Here is a 16,945-nt window from a genome sequence, read left to right as displayed (position 1 = left end):
GGGGGAGGGAGCGCAGTGTGCCTCATCGCATCGTCGAGTAATGATTGAGACAGCGCCCCACCCGCGCTACCTGCCATGCGCCTGCGTTCATGGACAAATAACCGCTCTCCCCGATAGTTTGCGCTCGCTTTAGGGAGTGAAACGGAACTGGAATGGTCGACGTTCTCGCCGCACCGCAACAAGGCAAGGCGGACAGCGCGCTACGCACGCTGATCGGGATTTCGATCGCGCATTGGGTCAGCCATTTCCATCTGCTGGTCCTGCCGATGCTGTTTCCGTTCCTGAAGAGCCAGCTCGGCGTCGGCTACATCGAACTCGGCTTCGCGCTCACCGTATCAGCAGTCGTATCCGGCCTGACGCAGGCGCCGACCGGCTATCTCGTCGACCATTTTGGCGCGCGCAGAATCCTGCTGGGCGGGCTCGCGCTCGGCGGCTTCGCGCTGATCCTGCTCGGCCTGCACCTCAGCTATGCCTCGCTGATTGCCTGCGCGGTGCTGCTGGGTCTCGCCAACAGCGTCTACCACCCCGCCGACTACGCCATCCTGGCCGAGCATATGGACGAGGCGCGGATGGGCCGCGCCTTCTCGGTCCACACCTTTGCCGGCTATCTCGGCGGCGCCGTGGCGCCGGCGATCGTCGCGGCGCTCGTCACCGTCTCCGGCGGCACGGGTGCGCTGATCGCGTCGGGCGCGATCGCCGTGCTGGTGGCCCTGCTGCTGGTCGTCATGAACATTCCCGATGCCGGCGCGCACAAGACCAAGCCGGGCAACGAAAACGCGCCGAAGCAGGCCGTGATCACGCCGGCGCTGATCACGCTCACCGCGCTGTTCATGCTGCTCAGCCTGTCGGTCGCCGGCATCAACAATTTCGGCGTGGTGGCGCTGATGAGCGGCTACGGCGCGTCCTACTCCGCCGCCAACGTGGCGCTGACGGCGTTTCTCGGCTCCAGCGCCGCAGGCGTGCTCGCCGGCGGCTTCCTCGCCGACCACACCGCGCGCCACGGCTATGTCGCAGCCGCCTGCTTTGCCGCGAACGCAGCGATCGTGCTGCTGATCGCGCTGGTCACGCTGCCCGGCTGGATGCTGACCGCCGCGATGATGATGGCGGGCTTCCTCTCCGGCGTGATCGCGCCGTCGCGGGACATGCTGGTGCGCAACGCCGCGCCTCCTGGCGCCGCGGGTCGCGCCTTCGGCATCGTCTCCACCGGCTTCAATCTCGGCGGCATCGTCAGCCCGCTGCTGTTCGGCTGGATCATGGACCAGAGCGCGCCGCACTGGGTGTTCGGGGCGTCCGTGATCTTCATGGTCGCAACCGTGGTGCTGTCGCCGTTCACGGAGCGGAAGCCTGCCAAGGCGTAGCCAAGAATTCAGTCGTCGTCCCTGCTGAACGCAGGGACCCATAACCACAGGGAGCCATCGTCGCGCGAAGCTGGTCACTCCGAGTCTTCGTGACACTACTCCCTGTGGTTATGGGTCCCGGATCTGCGCTTCGCTTGTCCGGGACGACGGATAGAGAAACGCAAAACAACAAACTGGGAAGAAACATCATGAGCACCCCTGATCTCGTGATCCGCGGCGGCACCGTCGCGGATGGAAGCGGCGGCGAATTGTTCGAGGCGGATGTCGCCATCACCGCCGGCAAGATCACCGAGGTCGGCAAGGTCGCAGGCAAAGGCAACGAAGAGATCGACGCGCGCGGCAAGCTCGTCACGCCCGGCTTCGTCGACGTGCACACCCATTATGACGGCCAGGTCACCTGGAGTCAGGACATCACGCCGTCGTCGCAGAACGGCGTCACCACGGCGATCATGGGCAATTGCGGCGTCGGCTTCGCGCCGTGCAAGCCTGCCGATCACACCCGCCTGATCCAACTGATGGAGGGCGTCGAGGACATTCCCGAGCCGGTGCTGAGCGCCGGCATTCCCTGGGCGTGGGAAAGCTTTCCGGATTACATGAACTGGCTGTCGAAGCGCGATTTCGACATCGACGTCGGCGCGCAGCTGCCGCATGCGGCGCTGCGCGTCTATGTCATGGGCGAACGCGGCGCGCGCCGCGATCCCTCGACTGCAGAAGACAATGCCGCGATGGCGAAACTCGCGGGCGAGGCGGTGCGCTCGGGCGCGCTGGGCTTCTCGACCTCGCGCACGCTCAACCACCGCACCTCGACGGGCGATTTCACGCCGACGCTGAAGGCCGGCGAGGACGAGCTCACCGCGATTGCCGGCGCGATGCATCGCGAGGGCCGCAGCGTGCTGCAATTCGTGCTGGATCTCTCCACCCTCCACGAAGATCTGCCGATGATGCTACGGGTGGCCGACGCCACGAAATGCCCGATCTCGTTTTCGATCACGCAGAACGACAAGGCGCCAAACCGCTGGCGCCAGACGCTGGACGAGATCAACGCGGCCGCCAGGCGCGGCCTTTCCATCACCGCGCAGATCGCGGCGCGCCCGGTCGGCCTGCTGCTCGGGCTCGAGCTGTCGCGCAATCCGTTCCAGACCCATCCGAGCTACAAGGCGATCGCACATTTGCCCTTGAAGGAGCGGCTAGCGCGGCTGCATCAGCCGGAGGTACGCAAGGCGATCCTGAGCGAGACGGCGACCGCGACCGACGATCCGCTGTTCTTCCGGCCCAACTACGACAAGATGTTCCTGCTCGGCGATCCCCCCGATTACGAGCAGCCGCCGGAGAACGCGCTGGGGCCGCAGGCGCGCAAGCAGGGCCGCCAACCGGAAGAGCTCGCCTACGATGCGATGCTGTCGGATGATGGCAAGGGCATGCTCTACGTGCCCTTCCTCAACTACGCCGACGGCAATCTCGACGCGACGCGCGAGATGCTGATCGATCCGCAATCGGTGCCGGGCCTCTCCGACGGCGGCGCGCATTGCGGCATCATCTGCGACGCGAGCTTCCCGACCTATCTGCTGACGCACTGGACCCGCGACCGCACGCGCGGCGAGAAGCTCACGATTCCGTTCGTGGTCGCCGCGCAGTCGCGCAAGACCGCGCTCTCGGTCGGCCTCACCGATCGCGGGCTCATTGCTCCCGGCTATAAAGCCGACGTCAATGTGATCGACTACGACCGGCTGCATCTGCATCCGCCGAAGGTGCATTACGATCTGCCGGTCGGCGGGCGGCGGCTGTTGCAGGATGTCGACGGCTATGAGGCGACGATCGTGTCGGGCGTGGTGACGCGGCGGCACGGTGAGGCCACGGGACGCCGGCCGGGGAAGTTGATCCGGGGTGCGCAGGGGGTGGCGAGCTAGCGCTGTGAGATGCAGTGAGGCGCGAAGGCCGCGCCTCACTCTCGCTGTCGTCCCCGCGAAGGCGGGGACCCATACGCCGCAGCAATCGTTTTGCGAAGGCTCGGAGTTACCTACTCACCCCAAACCACTCTCTGTGGTTATGGGTCCCGGGCTCGCGCTTCGCGCGCCCCGGGACGACAGTGTTGGTGGAACGGCAGGGCAGCCCCAAACCTTACGTCGGCGACACCGCGCCCTTCAGCGCCGCGGCCTGCGGGGCCGCACCGCGGGTCAGCCTGGCCTTTTCCGTGTTCGGCCACAGCAGCAGCAGACCAATGACACCGGAGCCGACCATGACCACCGCGTTGATGGTGAAGCCGGTCAGGTAGCCGTCGACCATGTTGCCGGCGCGCTGGATCACGGCGCCCATCACGTTCGGCGCGATGATGCCCGACAGCGTGTACAGCGCGCCGTAGATCGCGATGACCGCGCCGCGCTGCGAGGCCGGGGTGAACTCGCCGAGCATCGGCGGGCAGACGACGTAGATCGCCCCGCACAGGCCGGAGCCGACGACGAGCAGCGCGATCTGCAGGCCAGCACCCTGCACATGCGCCATCATCGCCAGGATCAGGCCGCCGATGATCAGCGGCACCGAGCCGAGCACGCCGCGCGAGATGCGCGTCGTGTAGCCGCGCGCCATCATCACCTGCGAGACCCACCCCGTGAGGATGACGACGGTCGCGCCGAACACCCAGGGCAGGATCGAGACGTAGCCGGCCTGGCTCTGCGAGAAGCCCAGGCCCTTGACGATGAACGGCGTGAACCAGGTGAGGCCGAGCGACAGCGCCCAATAGGCCCCGAAGGTCGCGATCACGCAGCCGAGGAAGGTGCGCGAGGTCAGCAGCTGCACATAAGGGATTTTCGGCTCGGTGACGGCGAGAACCTGCGTGTCCTCGAGCGGGCCTTCCTTGCCGAACGTCAGCCAGGCGCAGACCCAGAGCAGGCCGACGACGCCAAGCGCGCCGAAGGCGTAGTGCCAGGAGTGATTGACGATGACCCAGTTCAAGGCCGGCACGGCCAGGATGACGCCGAAGGCCGAGCCTTGCGACAGGATCGCGGTCGGCAGCGTGCGCTTCTCGTCGGGGAACCATTTGTAGATGGCGTGGGCTGCGACCGAGAAGGCAGGTCCTTCGCCAGCGCCCAGCACGATGCGGCAGATCAGGAGCGTGGTGAACGAGACGGTGCCCACCATCGGGAACTGCGCCAGCGCCCAGATCACCGCCAGCGTCAGCAGCACCCAGCGCGTCGGCACCTTGTTGACGATGAAGCCGACCACGATGGCCGAGATCGAGAACAGGAAGAAGAACGAGGAGCCGAGCAGGCCGAATTGTTCGGCATCGAGCTTCAGGTCGGTCATGATCGGCACGCCGGCGAGACCGACGACGATCTTGTCCGCGAAGTTCACCACCATGAAGAGAAAGAGGAGAAAAGTGACGGTCCAGGCGCCCTTCGGCGTTGCCTTGGTTTCCCCTGCCGTCCTGCCCGCAACGTCGGGCGTTCCCTGAGCGCTCATCAATCTCCCCGTATGTCTTTTTGTCGGCACGTTTTTGATTTGGCCGTTTTGGGAGCTAACAACGGCTTCAAGGCCAACGCAACCCCGGCATTTCCACGGCAAGTGTGCTACGCAGCATTGAGTTAATTCCGTCCGGCGCATTGACCTTGCTGAGCATCCGAAACCTCTCAAAAACCTTCTCCTCGGCCGGCGAGCCGGTCCATGTGCTGCGTGGTGTCGACCTCGACCTCAAGGCCGGCGAGCGCGTCGCGCTGACCGGCGAGTCCGGCAGCGGCAAGAGCACGCTGTTGCACCTGATTGCGGGTCTCGATGCCGCCGACAGCGGCACAATTCGCCTGGAGGACACCGAGGTCACCAAGCTCTCGGACGCCGGCCGGGCCGAGCTGCGGCGCGACCGGATCGGCCTGGTTTTTCAGCAGTTCAATCTGATCCCGAGCCTCTCGGTCGCCGACAATCTGGTCTTCCAGGCGCGGATCGCCGGCCGTCACGATGCGGCCTGGTCAAAAGAGCTGATCGAGCGGCTCGGGCTCAGCAGCCTGCTCAAGCGATATCCAGAGCAATTATCAGGCGGCCAGCAGCAGCGGGTCGCGATCGGCCGGGCGCTGGCGACAAAGCCGTCGCTCCTGCTCGCGGACGAGCCGACCGGCAATCTCGACGAGGATACCGCCGACGACGTGCTGGCGCTGACGCGCGACCTCGTCACACGCACCGGCTGCGGCTTCCTGATGGTGACGCACAGCCTGCATCTGGCCGGCACGCTCGACCGCCACGTCACCTTGCATGCGGGGCGGATCGCATGAGGCGCGCGCTGTGGGTCCTCGCGGTGCTCCTGAGCCACTGGCGGCGGCACAAGATGCAGTTCGCGACGCTCCTGATCGGGCTGATCGCGGCGACCGCACTGTGGAGCGGCGTGCAGGCGATCAACCAGCAGGCCCGCAATGCCTATGACCGTGCGGCGGCGACGTTCGGCGGCGTGCGCACGGCGATGCTGGTGGCGCCTGATGCCGCGACCTTTTCGCAGGAGCTGTTCATAAAACTCCGCCGCGCGGGCTGGCCGGTCTCGCCGGTGCTGGAAGGCCGCGTCCAGGTTAACGGGCGTTCGGTGCGGCTGCTCGGCATCGAGCCGGTGACGATGCCGGCCGATGTCGGCAACGCGCCACGCCTCGGCGCCTCGGATTTGAGCAGTTTTGTTGCGCCGCCGGGCCAGACATTGGCGGCGCGGGAGACGCTGAGCGATCTGCAGGAACAGGAAGGCGCGGCACCGCCGATCAGTAACGGCGCAAAACTGCCGCCGCTGCGCGTGCTGCCGCAGCTCGTGTCCGGCGTACTCGTCGTCGACATCGGCGTCGCGCAGCGGCTGCTGAACAAGCCGGACCAGGTGTCGCGGCTTTTGATCGGCAAGCCGAAGGGCAAGCCGGCGCCGCTGGCCAGCATCGTTGGCGAGCAGTTGCAGCTGGTCGAGCCGAATGCGGAGACGGAGCTGGAGCGCCTCACCGACAGCTTTCATCTCAACCTCACCGCCTTCGGCCTGCTGTCGTTCTTCGTCGGCCTCTTCATCGTCAACTCCGCCGTCGGCCTCGCCTTCGAGCAGCGGCTGCCGATGCTGCGCACGTTGCGGGCCTGCGGTGCCTCGGCGCGGCTGGTCAACACGGTGCTGGTGGTCGAGCTGGTGGCGCTGGCGCTGGTCGCAGGACTGATCGGGCTCGTCTGCGGCTATTTCATCGCGGCCGCGCTGTTGCCCGACGTCGCGGCGTCGTTGCGCGGGCTCTATGGCGCGCAGATCCCGGGACAGCTCACACTGCGCTCCGAATGGTGGCTCGCCGGTATCGGCATCAGCATTGCGGGTGCACTCGTGGCCGCCGCGACCAGCCTGATCAAGGCGATCAGGATGCCGGTGCTGGCGACTGCACAGCCGTACGCCTGGCAGCAGCGGCAGCGCCGCTGGCTGATCCTGCAGAGCGGCGCGGCCTGCGCCGTGTTTGCGGTCGCGCTGTTGCTGCTGCACTACGGGCAATCGCTGATTGCGGGATTCGGCGTGCTGGCCGCATTGATGTTCGGCGCGGCGTTGATCCTGCCAGCATTCCTCGAGATCATCCTGCTCGTTGGCCAGCGCTGGGCGAAGGGGCCGCTGGCGCTGTGGTTCTGGGCGGACAGCCGGCAACAGCTCTCCGGATTGTCGCTGGCCCTGATGGCGCTGCTGCTTGCGCTGGCCGTCAATGTCGGGGTGTCCACCATGGTGGAGACCTTCAGCCGCACCTTCGTCGGCTGGCTCAACGGGCGGCTTGCCGCCGACGTCTACATCAGCGCCTCCGACAATGCGCAAGGCGTTGCGATCCGGAGCTGGCTGAAGGAGCGCAGCGACGTGCAGGCGATCCTGTCGGGCGGACGCGCCGATACGCAGGTTCAGGGGCAGCCGGTGGAGCTGCTCGGCCTGCCCGATCACGCGCTCTATCGCGAGCGCTGGCCGCTGCTGGAGACCGCGCCGCGCGCCTGGACCCAGCTCGTGCCCGGCAATGCCGCCTTCATCAGCGAGCAGCTGAGCCGCCGCCTCAACGTCCGCGTCGGCGATGTCATCGAGGTGCCGGCACCGGGCGGCACCTGGGAGCTCGACATCGCCGGCATCTATGCCGACTACGGCAACCCCAAGGGGCAGCTCGCCGTCAACGTCGCGGCGCTGATCCGGCACTTTCCGCAGACGCCGCAGACACGGATCGGCCTGATCGTCGCGAAGGAAAATATCCCCGGCCTGATCGCGGCGTTGCAGAAGCAATTCGCGCTCGACGACCGCAGCGTCGCGGATCAGGCAACAGTGAAGGCGGAATCGATCCGGATCTTCAACCGCACCTTTGCGGTGACGTCGGCGCTGAATGCCTTCACGCTCGGCGTGGCCGGCATCGCGCTCTTGACCAGCCTGCTGACGCTGGCGAACTCCCGCCTGCCGCAGCTTGCGCCGTTGTGGGCGATCGGCATCACGCGGCCGCGCCTTGCCGCGATCGAACTGACCAAGACATTGTCGGTTGCGCTGTTCACCTCCCTGCTGGCCGTGCCGCTCGGATTGCTGGTGGCGTGGTGCCTGATCGCGATCGTCAATGTGAAGGCGTTCGGCTGGCGGCTGCCGTTCCATGTGTTTCCGCTGCAGCTGGTGGAGCTGGTCGCGGTGGCGCTGATCGCTTCGCTGCTTGCCGCGCTGCTGCCGATGATACGACTGGCGCGGATGCAGCCGGCGAGCCTCGTCAAGGTGTTTGCCAATGAGCGCTGATAAAATCACGCGGCGCGCGTTCGCCGGCGGCATCGCCGCACTCGCGGCTGCCCGCCGCGCTGGCGCGCAAGGCTATGCCGGGCTCGGCGAGACCGCCGACGGCTTTGCGAAGGTGACACCGGGAAAGACGTTCAGCTTCCCGGCCGATCACGGCCCGCATCCGGAGTTCCGTATCGAATGGTGGTATCTCACCGCGAACCTTGTCGATGGCAGCGGCGCGGCGTGCGGCCTGCAATGGACGCTGTTCCGCCAGGCGGCGCAGTCGGGCCCGCAAGGAGAGGGCTGGGCCAATCAGCAGATCTGGATGGCGCATGCGGCGGTGACGCGCGCTGATACTCACCGCTTCAGCGAGGTGTTTGCACGCGGCGGCATTGGACAGGCCGGCGTCACCGCAAAGCCATTTGCGGCATGGATCGACGATTGGGAGATGAAGGGTTTTGAGCGCACCGACGATCGCACCCTGGCACCCTTGGCGCTGAAAGCATCGGGCACCGACTTCAGCTACGCGCTGACGTTAGAGGCCGATCGTCCCGTGGTGCTGCAGGGCGATCACGGCTACAGCCGCAAGTCCGAGCGCGGGCAGGCGTCCTACTATTACAGCCAGCCGTTCTACCGCGCACGCGGCAGCCTCACGATCGACGACAAATCCGTCGATGTCTCGGGCCAGGCCTGGATGGATCGCGAGTGGAGCAGCCAGCCGCTCGATGCCGACCAGACCGGCTGGGACTGGCTGTCGCTACATCTCGCATCCGGCGACAAGCTGATGCTGTACCGGCTGCGGCAGAAGGACGGCCAGGAGTATCCGTTCGGCAACTGGATCAGCGCCGCGGGTGACACGCAGATGATCGCGGGTGGCGATATCCAGATGAGTCCGAAAGCGACCGCCGAGATCGCGGGGCGCAAGCTGCCGGTGGAATGGCAGATCACGATCCCCTCGCGATCGCTCTCGATTGCCTGCAAGCCGCTTAACCCAAAAGCCTGGATGGGGACTGGCTTCTCCTATTGGGAAGGGCCGATCAGCTTTGCCGGCACGCATGACGGCGTTGGCTATCTCGAGCTGACCGGCTATTGAAGCGCGACCTCCTCAAAAGGATCTGCGATGTATCATCTCACCGCCCTCGTCACGCTGCTGGCGATCGCATTCTACATGTTCACCTGCATCAACGTCTCGCGCGCGCGCACCAAGACCGGTGTCAAGGTGCCGGCAATGTCGGGCCACCCGGATTTCGAGCGCGCCTTCCGCATCCAGGCGAACACGCTGGAATGGATGCCGGTCTTCCTGCCGGCGCTCTGGCTGTTCGCGATCTATATCGGCGACGCCATTGCGGCGGGAATCGGCGCGGTCTGGATCATCGGCCGCATCGTCTACTTCATCGGTTATTCGCAGGCCGCGGCAAAGCGCGGCCCGGGCTTTGCGATCCAGGGCATCGCGGCGATTGCGCTGTGGGCGGGGGCATTGGGGGCGGTGGTGTTGCGGATGGTGTGAGGCGCGGCATCACGCGCGCCCGTCTCCAGGGCGCGGTGCAGCGTGCAACACTGCGCCGCTGAACCGGGACCCAATCTGGTCTCGCCCCATGGAGAAATGTGGGTCCCGGCTCTGCGCAGCAGCGTTTCACGCTGCAGCGCGTCCGGGACACGAGAGCCTTACTTCGTCAGCGGGCAGCCGCTGTCCTTGGCGGCGAAGAACGCCTTGTCGCCGGGGACGGTTGCGAGCAGCTTGTAATAATCCCACGGCTTCTTCGATTCCGACGGCTTCTTGACCTCGAACAGATACATGTCGTGGACCATGCGGCCGTTCTCGAGCACCTTGCCGCCCTGCGCAAAGTCGTCGTCGACCGGCAGCTCCTTCAGCTTCTTGGCGACCGCGTCGGGGTCCTTGGTGCCGGCGGCCTTGACCGCCTTGAGATAGCTCAGCGTCGCCGAATAGGTGCCGGCCTGAATCATGTTCGGCATCCGGCTGGTGCGCTTGAAGAAGCGTTCGCCGAAATGGCGGGTGCGGTCGTTGAGGTCCCAGTAATAGCCCTCGGTCAGCACCAGGCCTTGCGCCGCCTGCAGGCCGAGACCATTCACCTCGGCGAGCGTCATCAGGAGGCCGGCGAGCTTCTGGCCGCCGGAGACGATGCCGAACTCGGCCGCCTGCTTGATCGAGTTGGTGGTGTCGAGGCCGGCATTGGCGAGGCCGACGATCTTCGCCTTCGAGCTCTGCGCCTGGAGCAGGAAGGAGGAGAAGTCCGACGAGTTGAGCGGCACGCGGACCGAGCCGGCCACCTTGCCGCCATTGGCGGTGACGATCTCGCTGGTGTCCTTCTCCAGCGCGTAGCCGAAGGCATAGTCGGCCGTGAGGAAGAACCAGGTGTCGCCGCCGGCTTTCGTCAGCGCGCCGCCGGTGCCGACGCCGAGCGCACGGGTATCATAGGCCCAGTGGAAGCCGTAGGGCTGGCAGGCATCGCCGGTGAGGCGCGAGGTCGCGGCGCCGACGACGATGTCGATCTTCTTCTTTTCCTTGGAGAGCTCGTGGATCGCGAGCGCGACCGAGGAGGTCGTCAGCTCCGTGATCATGTCCACGTTCTCGACGTCGTACCAGCGCCGCGCGATCGACGTGGCAAGATCCGGCTTGTTCTGGTGATCGGCGGTGACCATCTCGATCTTCTGGCCAAGCACCTCGCCGCCGAAATCCTCGATCGCCATCTTGGCGGCTTCGACCGAGTATTTGCCGCCGTAGTCGGCATAGACGCCGGACTGATCGTTGAGAATGCCGATCTTGACGCCTTGGGCGGAGGCCGGCGCAGCGAGCAACAGAGCAGACGTTGCGACAGCGGCCAAAAGTGCTGATTTCATATGTTGGCTCCCAGCAGTTTTCTGTTTTGAAATCGCGCGGATACTAGTGAAGAACCCCGCGCCTGCCCATCCATTTCGGCGTAGGCCGTTAGTATGGGATTCTGCGCGCCAACCACCGCTGTCGTCCCGGGGCGCGCGTAGCGCGAGCCCGGGACCCATAACCACAGGGAGAAGCTTTGCGAAGGCTCGGAGTTACCTGTCTCGCGCCGCAACTTCCCCCTGGGGGTATGGGTCCCCGCTTACGCGGGGACGACAGCGAGGGTGTGGATACGCCAGTGGCCACCCGCAACGACTAAGAAGCAGCCACCTCCGGCTTCTTCCCCTCGTTCCGCCCTTCCGCCAGGTTCCGCACCACCACATAGAAGATCGGGGTGAACAGCAGGCCGAACAGGGTGACGCCGATCATGCCGAAGAACACGGCAACGCCGACCGCCTGCCGCATCTCCGAGCCCGAGCCGGACGATATCACCAGCGGCAGCACGCCGAGGATGAAGGCGAAGGAGGTCATCAGGATCGGCCGCAGGCGCAGGCGGCAGGCGTCGATGACGGCCTCCAGCCGCGGCTTGCCTTCCTTCTCGATGTCGCGTGCGAACTCGACGATCAGGATCGCGTTCTTTGCAGCTAACCCCACCAGAACGACGAATCCGATCTGGGTGAGGATGTTGACGTCCTGCCCCATGATGCGCACGCCGATCGTGGCGGCCAACAGGCACATCGGCACGATCAGGATCACCGCGAATGGAAGCGTCCAGCTGCCATATTGCGCGGCGAGCACGAGATAGACGAACAGCACGCAGATCGGGAACACGAGCAGGCCCGCATTGCCGCCGGTGACCTGCTGATAGGACAGATCGGTCCATTCGAAGGTGAAGCCGCTGGGCAAGATGTCGTCCGCGAGCTTCTTGATGGTGTTGAGCGCGGTGGTCGAGCTGGTGCCCGGCGCCGGCTCGCCTTGGAGCTCGGACGCAGCATAGAGATTGTAGCGCGCGACGCGGTCGGGGCCGGAGACGTCCTTGAACTCGACCACGCTGCCGAGCATCACCATGTCGCCGGAGGCGTTGCGCGTGCGCAGGCGCGAGAGGTCGCTGGGCTCTTTTCGGAACGGGAAGTCAGCCTGCGCGGTGACGTGATAGGTGCGGCCGAACAGGTTGAAGTCGTTGACGTAGGTCGATCCGAAGTAGGTCTGGATCGTGTCGTTGATGTTGGCGATGGGCACGCCGAGCTTCTGCGCCTTGGTGCGGTCGATGTCGACGAAGAGCTGCGGCGTGTTGGCCGAGAACGGGGAGAAAACCGTGGGGCCGAGCAGCAACGGCGATTTGCGCGCCGCGGCGACAAGCTCGTCGGTGGCCGCGGCGAGCAGCTCAGGTCCTCGGCCCTGGCGGTCCTGGACGCGGATGGTGAAGCCGCCGCCGGTGCCGATGCCGGGCACGGCCGGCGGCGGAATCACGATGATGAAGGCGCCCTGGATTGCGGCCAGGCGCTTGCGCAGTTCGACCGTGATGGCGTTCGCAGACAATCCCTTCTTCATCCGCGCCTCGGGCTCGTCGAAAACCGGGAACAGCGCCGCAGCATTGCCCGCCTGCGTGCGGGTGGCGCCCGAGAAGCCGGCGAAGGCGGCGACGCGGACGATGCCGGGCGTGTCCAGCGAGATCCGCTCGATCTCGCGCACGACTTCGGTGGTGCGCGCCAGCGACGCCGCGCCCGGCAATTGCACGGAGATGATGACGTAGCCGCGATCCTGCGCGGGAATGAAGCCCTGCGGCGTGGTCGCGATCAGCCAGCCGGCGCTGCCGATCAGCACGACATAGATCAGGATCATCACCACCGAATGGCGGATCACGAAATTGGCGAGACCAGCATAACCATGCGCGAGCCGGTCGAACACGCGGTTGAACACGCCGGTGAAGGCATTCCAGCCGCGCGCGATGACATTCCAGGCGGCCGGCGGTCGCTTTTCCTCGTGCGGCGTGAGGATCATCGAAGCCAGCGCCGGCGACAGCGTCAGCGAGCAGAAGCAGGAGATCGCGGTCGCCACCGCGATGGTGACGGCGAATTGCTGGAAGAACTGGCCCGAAATCCCCCCTATGAACGCCGTCGGGACGAACACCGCGCACAGCACCAGCGCGATCGAGACCAGCGCGCCGCCGACCTCCTCCATGGTCTTGAGCGCGGCATCGCGCCGGCTCAAGCCGTGCTCGAGATGCCGCTCGACGTTCTCGACCACGACGATGGCGTCGTCGACCACGATGCCGACAGCGAGCACGAGGCCGAACAGCGTGAGATTGTTGATGGAGAAGCCGAGCGCTGCCATCACCGCGAAGGTGCCGACCAGCGAGACCGGTATAGCGATGATCGGAATGATCGCCGGCCGCCATCCCTGCAAGAACACCAGCACCACGATGACCACCAGCAGCATGGCCTCGTAGATGGTCTTGATCAGCTCATGGACCGACTGCGCGATGAACTCGGTCGGGTTGTAGCCGATATTGTAGTCGAGGCCTTTCGGGAAGCTCGCCTTGAGATTCACCATGGTGTCGGAGATGCTCTTGGCCGTCGCAAGGGCGTTCGACCCGGGCCGCTGCGTCACCAGCATGGCAACCGCCGATTTGCGCAGCAAGAAGCTGTTGGTCGAGTAGGCGAGAGCACCGAGCTCGATGCGGGCGACGTCGCGCAGCCGCACCGTGCGGCCGTCGGAGCCGGCCTTGATCAGGATGTCCTCGAACTGCTTCTGGTCCTTCAGGCGCCCGGTGAAAACGAGGTTTGGCTGGAAGGCCCGATCGGCGATCGGCGGCTCGGCGATCTGGCCGCCCGCGATCTGGACGTTCTGGGCACGGATCGCGGCCAGCACCTCGGTCGAGGTCAGGCCGAGATTGGCGATGCGGTCAGGATCGAGCCAGAGCCGCATCGAATAGTCGCGTGCGCCGAAGATCTGGATGTCGCCGACGCCGTCGATCCGCAGCAGCTGGTCACGGACCTGGAGCAGCGCGTAATTGGAGATGTAGAGCTGGTCGAACGTATCGTCCGGCGACAGCATGAACACGACCATCAGGATGTCGGGCGAGTTCTTGCGCGTGACGACGCCGTTGCGCTGCACTTCGTCCGGCAGCTGCGGCTGTGCGATCGCGACGCGGTTCTGCACCAGCACCTGCGCCTTGTCGAGGTCGGTCCCGAGCTTGAAGGTGACGGTGATCGTCAATTGCCCGTTCGAGGTCGCCTGGCTGTAGAGATACAGCATGTCCTCGACGCCGTTGATCTGCTGCTCGATGGGAGCTGCGACCGTGTCGGACACGGTCTGCGCCGAGGCGCCCGGATATTGCGTGGTGACGACGACCGTCGGCGGCACCACTTGCGGATATTCGGAGACCGGCAGCGTGGTATAGGCGAGCGCGCCGACGATCAGCAGCACGATCGACAGCACCATCGCCAGGATGGGCTGGTTGATGGAGAGACGGCCAAGGTTCATGACTTGTCACCGGACTTGGCCGGCGCTGGCGCGGGAGACGGAGCGACCTTGGCGCCGACGCGGGCGCGCTGGATGCCGTTGACGATGACGCGGTCCTCCGCCTTCAGCCCCTCGCGGATCACGCGCAGGCCCTCATCGAGCGGACCGAGCACCACGGGGCGGGCCTCTACGGTGTCGTCCGGCTTCACGACGAACACGATCTTGCGGGACTGGTCGGTCGCGACCGCGACGTCGGGAATCAGCAGCGCCTCATAGGGCGCGCTGCCGATCAGCCGGACGCGGCCGAACTGGCCCGGCAGGATCGAGAGATCGGTGTTCTTGATCACGGCCCGGCTGCGCAGCGTGCCGGTTGAGACATCGAGGCGGTTGTCGAGGAAGTTGATGGTGCCCTCATGCGACGGCTTGGTCTCGCCGGCGAGCGTCACCTGCACCGGGTTCGCGGTGTCGCGCGAGCTCGGGCGGCGGCCTTCGAACCACAGCTTGCTGTATTTGATGAACGTCGCCTCATCCATGTCGAAATAGACGTAGATCGGGTCGAGCGCGACGATCGAGGTGAGCAGCGTCGAGGTGCCGGTATCGCTGCCCTGCACGAGATTGCCAGGGCTGACGAGATGGCGGCTGACGCGGCCGGTGAGCGGCGCGGTCACATGGGTGAACTCGATATTGAGCCGGGCGGCCTTCAGCGCACCTGCGGCCTGCGTCTCCGCGGCATGCGCCGCCTGCAGGGCCTGGCGGCGCTGGTCGACGGCCTGCTCGGAGACCGCGCTGGTCTGGACCAGATTCAGGCCACGGTCGAGCTCGCGCTTGGCAAGCTCCACCTTGGCACGCGCGTCGGACAACTGGCCGTCCGCCTGCTCGGCCACCGCCTCGAACGGGCGCGGGTCGATGACGTAGAGCAGGTCGCCCTGATGCACGATCGCGCCGTCCTGGAACTCGACGGAGTTGACGAAGCCGCCGACGCGGGGACGCACCTGCACCTCCTCGACCGCCTCGAAGCGGCCGGTGAACTCGTCCCAATCGGTGACGGTGCGCTTGACCGGCTGGGCGACGGTCACCGGCGGCGGCGGTGGGGCGGCGGCCTGCGAGGCCGGTTGTCCGCAACCAGCGAGAGCGAACGTCGCGGCGAGGAGCCCGGCAATTGCGCAAAGTCGAGGTAGGACGAAATCGTGCGTTTTGACAAAATGCTCGTTTCGGTCCGGTCCGCTCATCCCAAGTCCCTCGCACATTTGCCGCAGCAAAAGCAGCGTACTCGCCTACCCGCGGGCGACACAAGATGGGTTTCAATGATGAAATCTTCAAGACGAAAGCGCGCGCAACGCTTGGGAGGATGCCCTAGCCGGATGACGGGTTGACAGCGAGACCGCTGGCCCCGGACGTCGCGGTCGGCGGCGCTCTTGCACGACACGGCTGCAGGCGCTCGCCCTGTCGAGTCGTGCCGCCGTCGATCTCGTTTTCATCCTTGAGGAAGGACATCCCCTCGCGGTCAAAGCCCTAGCGGTCGATTGCCGCATCCAGAGCTTCCGACAGGGCTCCGCCCGTAATTTCGATGGCGGCGAAGGCCTGATCGATCTCGCGCCAATCCTTGGCCGTCAGCTCGACGTCAGCCGCCGGCAGATTGTCATCGAGATGATCGAACTTCGTCCCGCCCGGAATCGGTACGATCCACGGCCTCTGCGCAAGCAGCCACGCGAGTGCGATTTGGGCCGGCGTAATGCCCCTGTCTGCCGCCAGACTTTTCAGGAAATCGACCACTTTGAAATTGGCCTCGAGCGCCTCGGGTTTGAAGCGGGGAAAATCCTTGCGCAGGTCGTTCGGATCGTCGAACTTCATATCCTTGGTGATCTTGCCGGTCAGGAAGCCCTGACCGAGCGGTCCCCATGCCACAAGACCGATACCGAGTTCTTCGCAGACCGGAAACTTCGTGCTCTCGGGTTCGCGCATCCACAACGAATAGTGATCCTGGATTGCGGCGACCGGCAGCACCGCATGCGCCTTGCGGATGTTCTGTGGGCTCGCCTCCGACAAGCCGAAGTGCTTTACCTTGCCCTCCGCAACGAGTTCCTTCACCGCGCCGGCCACGTCCTCCATCGGTACCGCCGGATCGACGCGGTGCTGGTACAGGAGGTCGATCCGGTCCGTCCGCAGCCGCTTCAGCGAGGCCTCGACGACCTCGCGGATGTGCCTTGGCCGGCTGTCCAGCCCGAGCATCTCGCCCTTCTCGTTGATCTTGAAGCCGAACTTCGTGCAGATCAGAACCTGATCCCGCACCGGCTCCAACGCTTCGCCAACCAATGTCTCATTGGTGAACGGCCCATAGGCTTCTGCGGTGTCGAACAGCGTCACGCCGCGCTCGACCGCTGCGCGGATCACCGCGATCGCCTCCTTATGGTCGGCTGCAGGGCCGAGACCGAAGCTCAGCCCCATGCAGCCCAGACCGATTGCCGAAACCTCAAGACCGCTCGGGCCAAGCTTGCGCGTTTTCATTGCTGGATGTCCTGCTCAAACAAGTCGACACGCTGCCCGGCAATTGCCCGACGGCTCAAAGCGACGCCGCTTTTTCTCTGATTTCAA

11 protein-coding genes are annotated in these 16,945 nt (G+C 65.6%); 6 read left to right on the top strand and 5 right to left on the bottom strand.

Annotation, left to right across the window (positions count from 1 at the left end; all coding sequences use genetic code 11):
* The first annotated feature begins 152 nt into the window (after positions 1-152).
* Both AB7535_RS38210 and AB7535_RS38205 read left to right on the top strand, forming a co-directional pair.
* On the top strand, positions 153-1,358 hold the full coding sequence (locus AB7535_RS38210; RefSeq protein WP_439037555.1) for an MFS transporter: 1,206 nt from the start codon (positions 153-155) through the stop codon (positions 1,356-1,358).
* 188 nt (positions 1,359-1,546) lie between these two features.
* Complete coding sequence (locus AB7535_RS38205) at positions 1,547-3,265, top strand: N-acyl-D-amino-acid deacylase family protein (RefSeq protein WP_439037554.1); 1,719 nt, start codon at positions 1,547-1,549, stop codon at positions 3,263-3,265.
* Between the two features lie 211 nt (positions 3,266-3,476).
* On the opposite strand, the gene AB7535_RS38200 is transcribed toward AB7535_RS38205, so the two are convergent.
* Positions 3,477-4,814, bottom strand: a complete 1,338-nt coding sequence (locus AB7535_RS38200; RefSeq protein WP_166347957.1) for an MFS transporter — start codon at positions 4,812-4,814, stop codon at positions 3,477-3,479.
* A gap of 146 nt (positions 4,815-4,960) precedes the next feature.
* Between AB7535_RS38200 and AB7535_RS38195 the strand changes: the two genes are divergently transcribed.
* Genes AB7535_RS38195 through AB7535_RS38180 form a run of 4 tightly spaced genes read left to right on the top strand, consistent with a single transcriptional unit; the run spans position 4,961 to position 9,559 of the window.
* On the top strand, positions 4,961-5,614 hold the full coding sequence (locus AB7535_RS38195) for an ABC transporter ATP-binding protein (protein ID WP_085404087.1): 654 nt from the start codon (positions 4,961-4,963) through the stop codon (positions 5,612-5,614).
* A complete protein-coding gene (locus tag AB7535_RS38190) occupies positions 5,611-8,073 on the top strand; it encodes an FtsX-like permease family protein (protein ID WP_354113859.1) in 2,463 nt (820 codons plus the stop codon). The genes AB7535_RS38195 and AB7535_RS38190 overlap by 4 nt, the downstream gene beginning before the upstream one ends.
* Positions 8,063-9,145 (top strand): lipocalin-like domain-containing protein, encoded by a 1,083-nt coding sequence (locus AB7535_RS38185; protein ID WP_354113858.1) that lies wholly within the window; start codon positions 8,063-8,065, stop codon positions 9,143-9,145. Before AB7535_RS38190 ends, AB7535_RS38185 begins: the two co-directional genes overlap by 11 nt.
* Before the next feature lie 27 nt (positions 9,146-9,172).
* Entirely contained in the window at positions 9,173-9,559 is a 387-nt protein-coding gene (locus tag AB7535_RS38180) for an MAPEG family protein (protein WP_063979972.1), read from the top strand.
* Between the two features lie 158 nt (positions 9,560-9,717).
* On the opposite strand, the gene AB7535_RS38175 is transcribed toward AB7535_RS38180, so the two are convergent.
* From AB7535_RS38175 to AB7535_RS38160, 4 genes are all read right to left on the bottom strand, one after another.
* Entirely contained in the window at positions 9,718-10,911 is a 1,194-nt protein-coding gene (locus tag AB7535_RS38175) for an ABC transporter substrate-binding protein (protein ID WP_071909074.1), read from the bottom strand.
* 292 nt (positions 10,912-11,203) lie between these two features.
* Positions 11,204-14,374 carry an efflux RND transporter permease subunit gene (locus tag AB7535_RS38170; protein WP_439037553.1) on the bottom strand — a complete coding sequence of 1,057 codons (3,171 nt, stop codon included), beginning with the start codon at positions 14,372-14,374 and terminating at the stop codon, positions 11,204-11,206.
* Positions 14,371-15,582, bottom strand: a complete 1,212-nt coding sequence (locus tag AB7535_RS38165; protein ID WP_354113856.1) for an efflux RND transporter periplasmic adaptor subunit — start codon at positions 15,580-15,582, stop codon at positions 14,371-14,373. The genes AB7535_RS38170 and AB7535_RS38165 overlap by 4 nt, the downstream gene beginning before the upstream one ends.
* 283 nt (positions 15,583-15,865) lie before the next feature.
* A complete protein-coding gene (locus tag AB7535_RS38160; protein WP_247312926.1) occupies positions 15,866-16,858 on the bottom strand; it encodes an aldo/keto reductase in 993 nt (330 codons plus the stop codon).
* Positions 16,859-16,945: the final 87 nt, after the last annotated feature.

Origin of the sequence: Bradyrhizobium sp. 956_D2_N1_4 (assembly GCF_052076025.1) — a bacterium.
In the GTDB taxonomy this organism is placed as follows: domain Bacteria; phylum Pseudomonadota; class Alphaproteobacteria; order Rhizobiales; family Xanthobacteraceae; genus Bradyrhizobium; species Bradyrhizobium barranii.
Note: the sequence above shows the minus strand (reverse complement) of the source record. Positions and strands in the feature narration are given on the sequence as shown.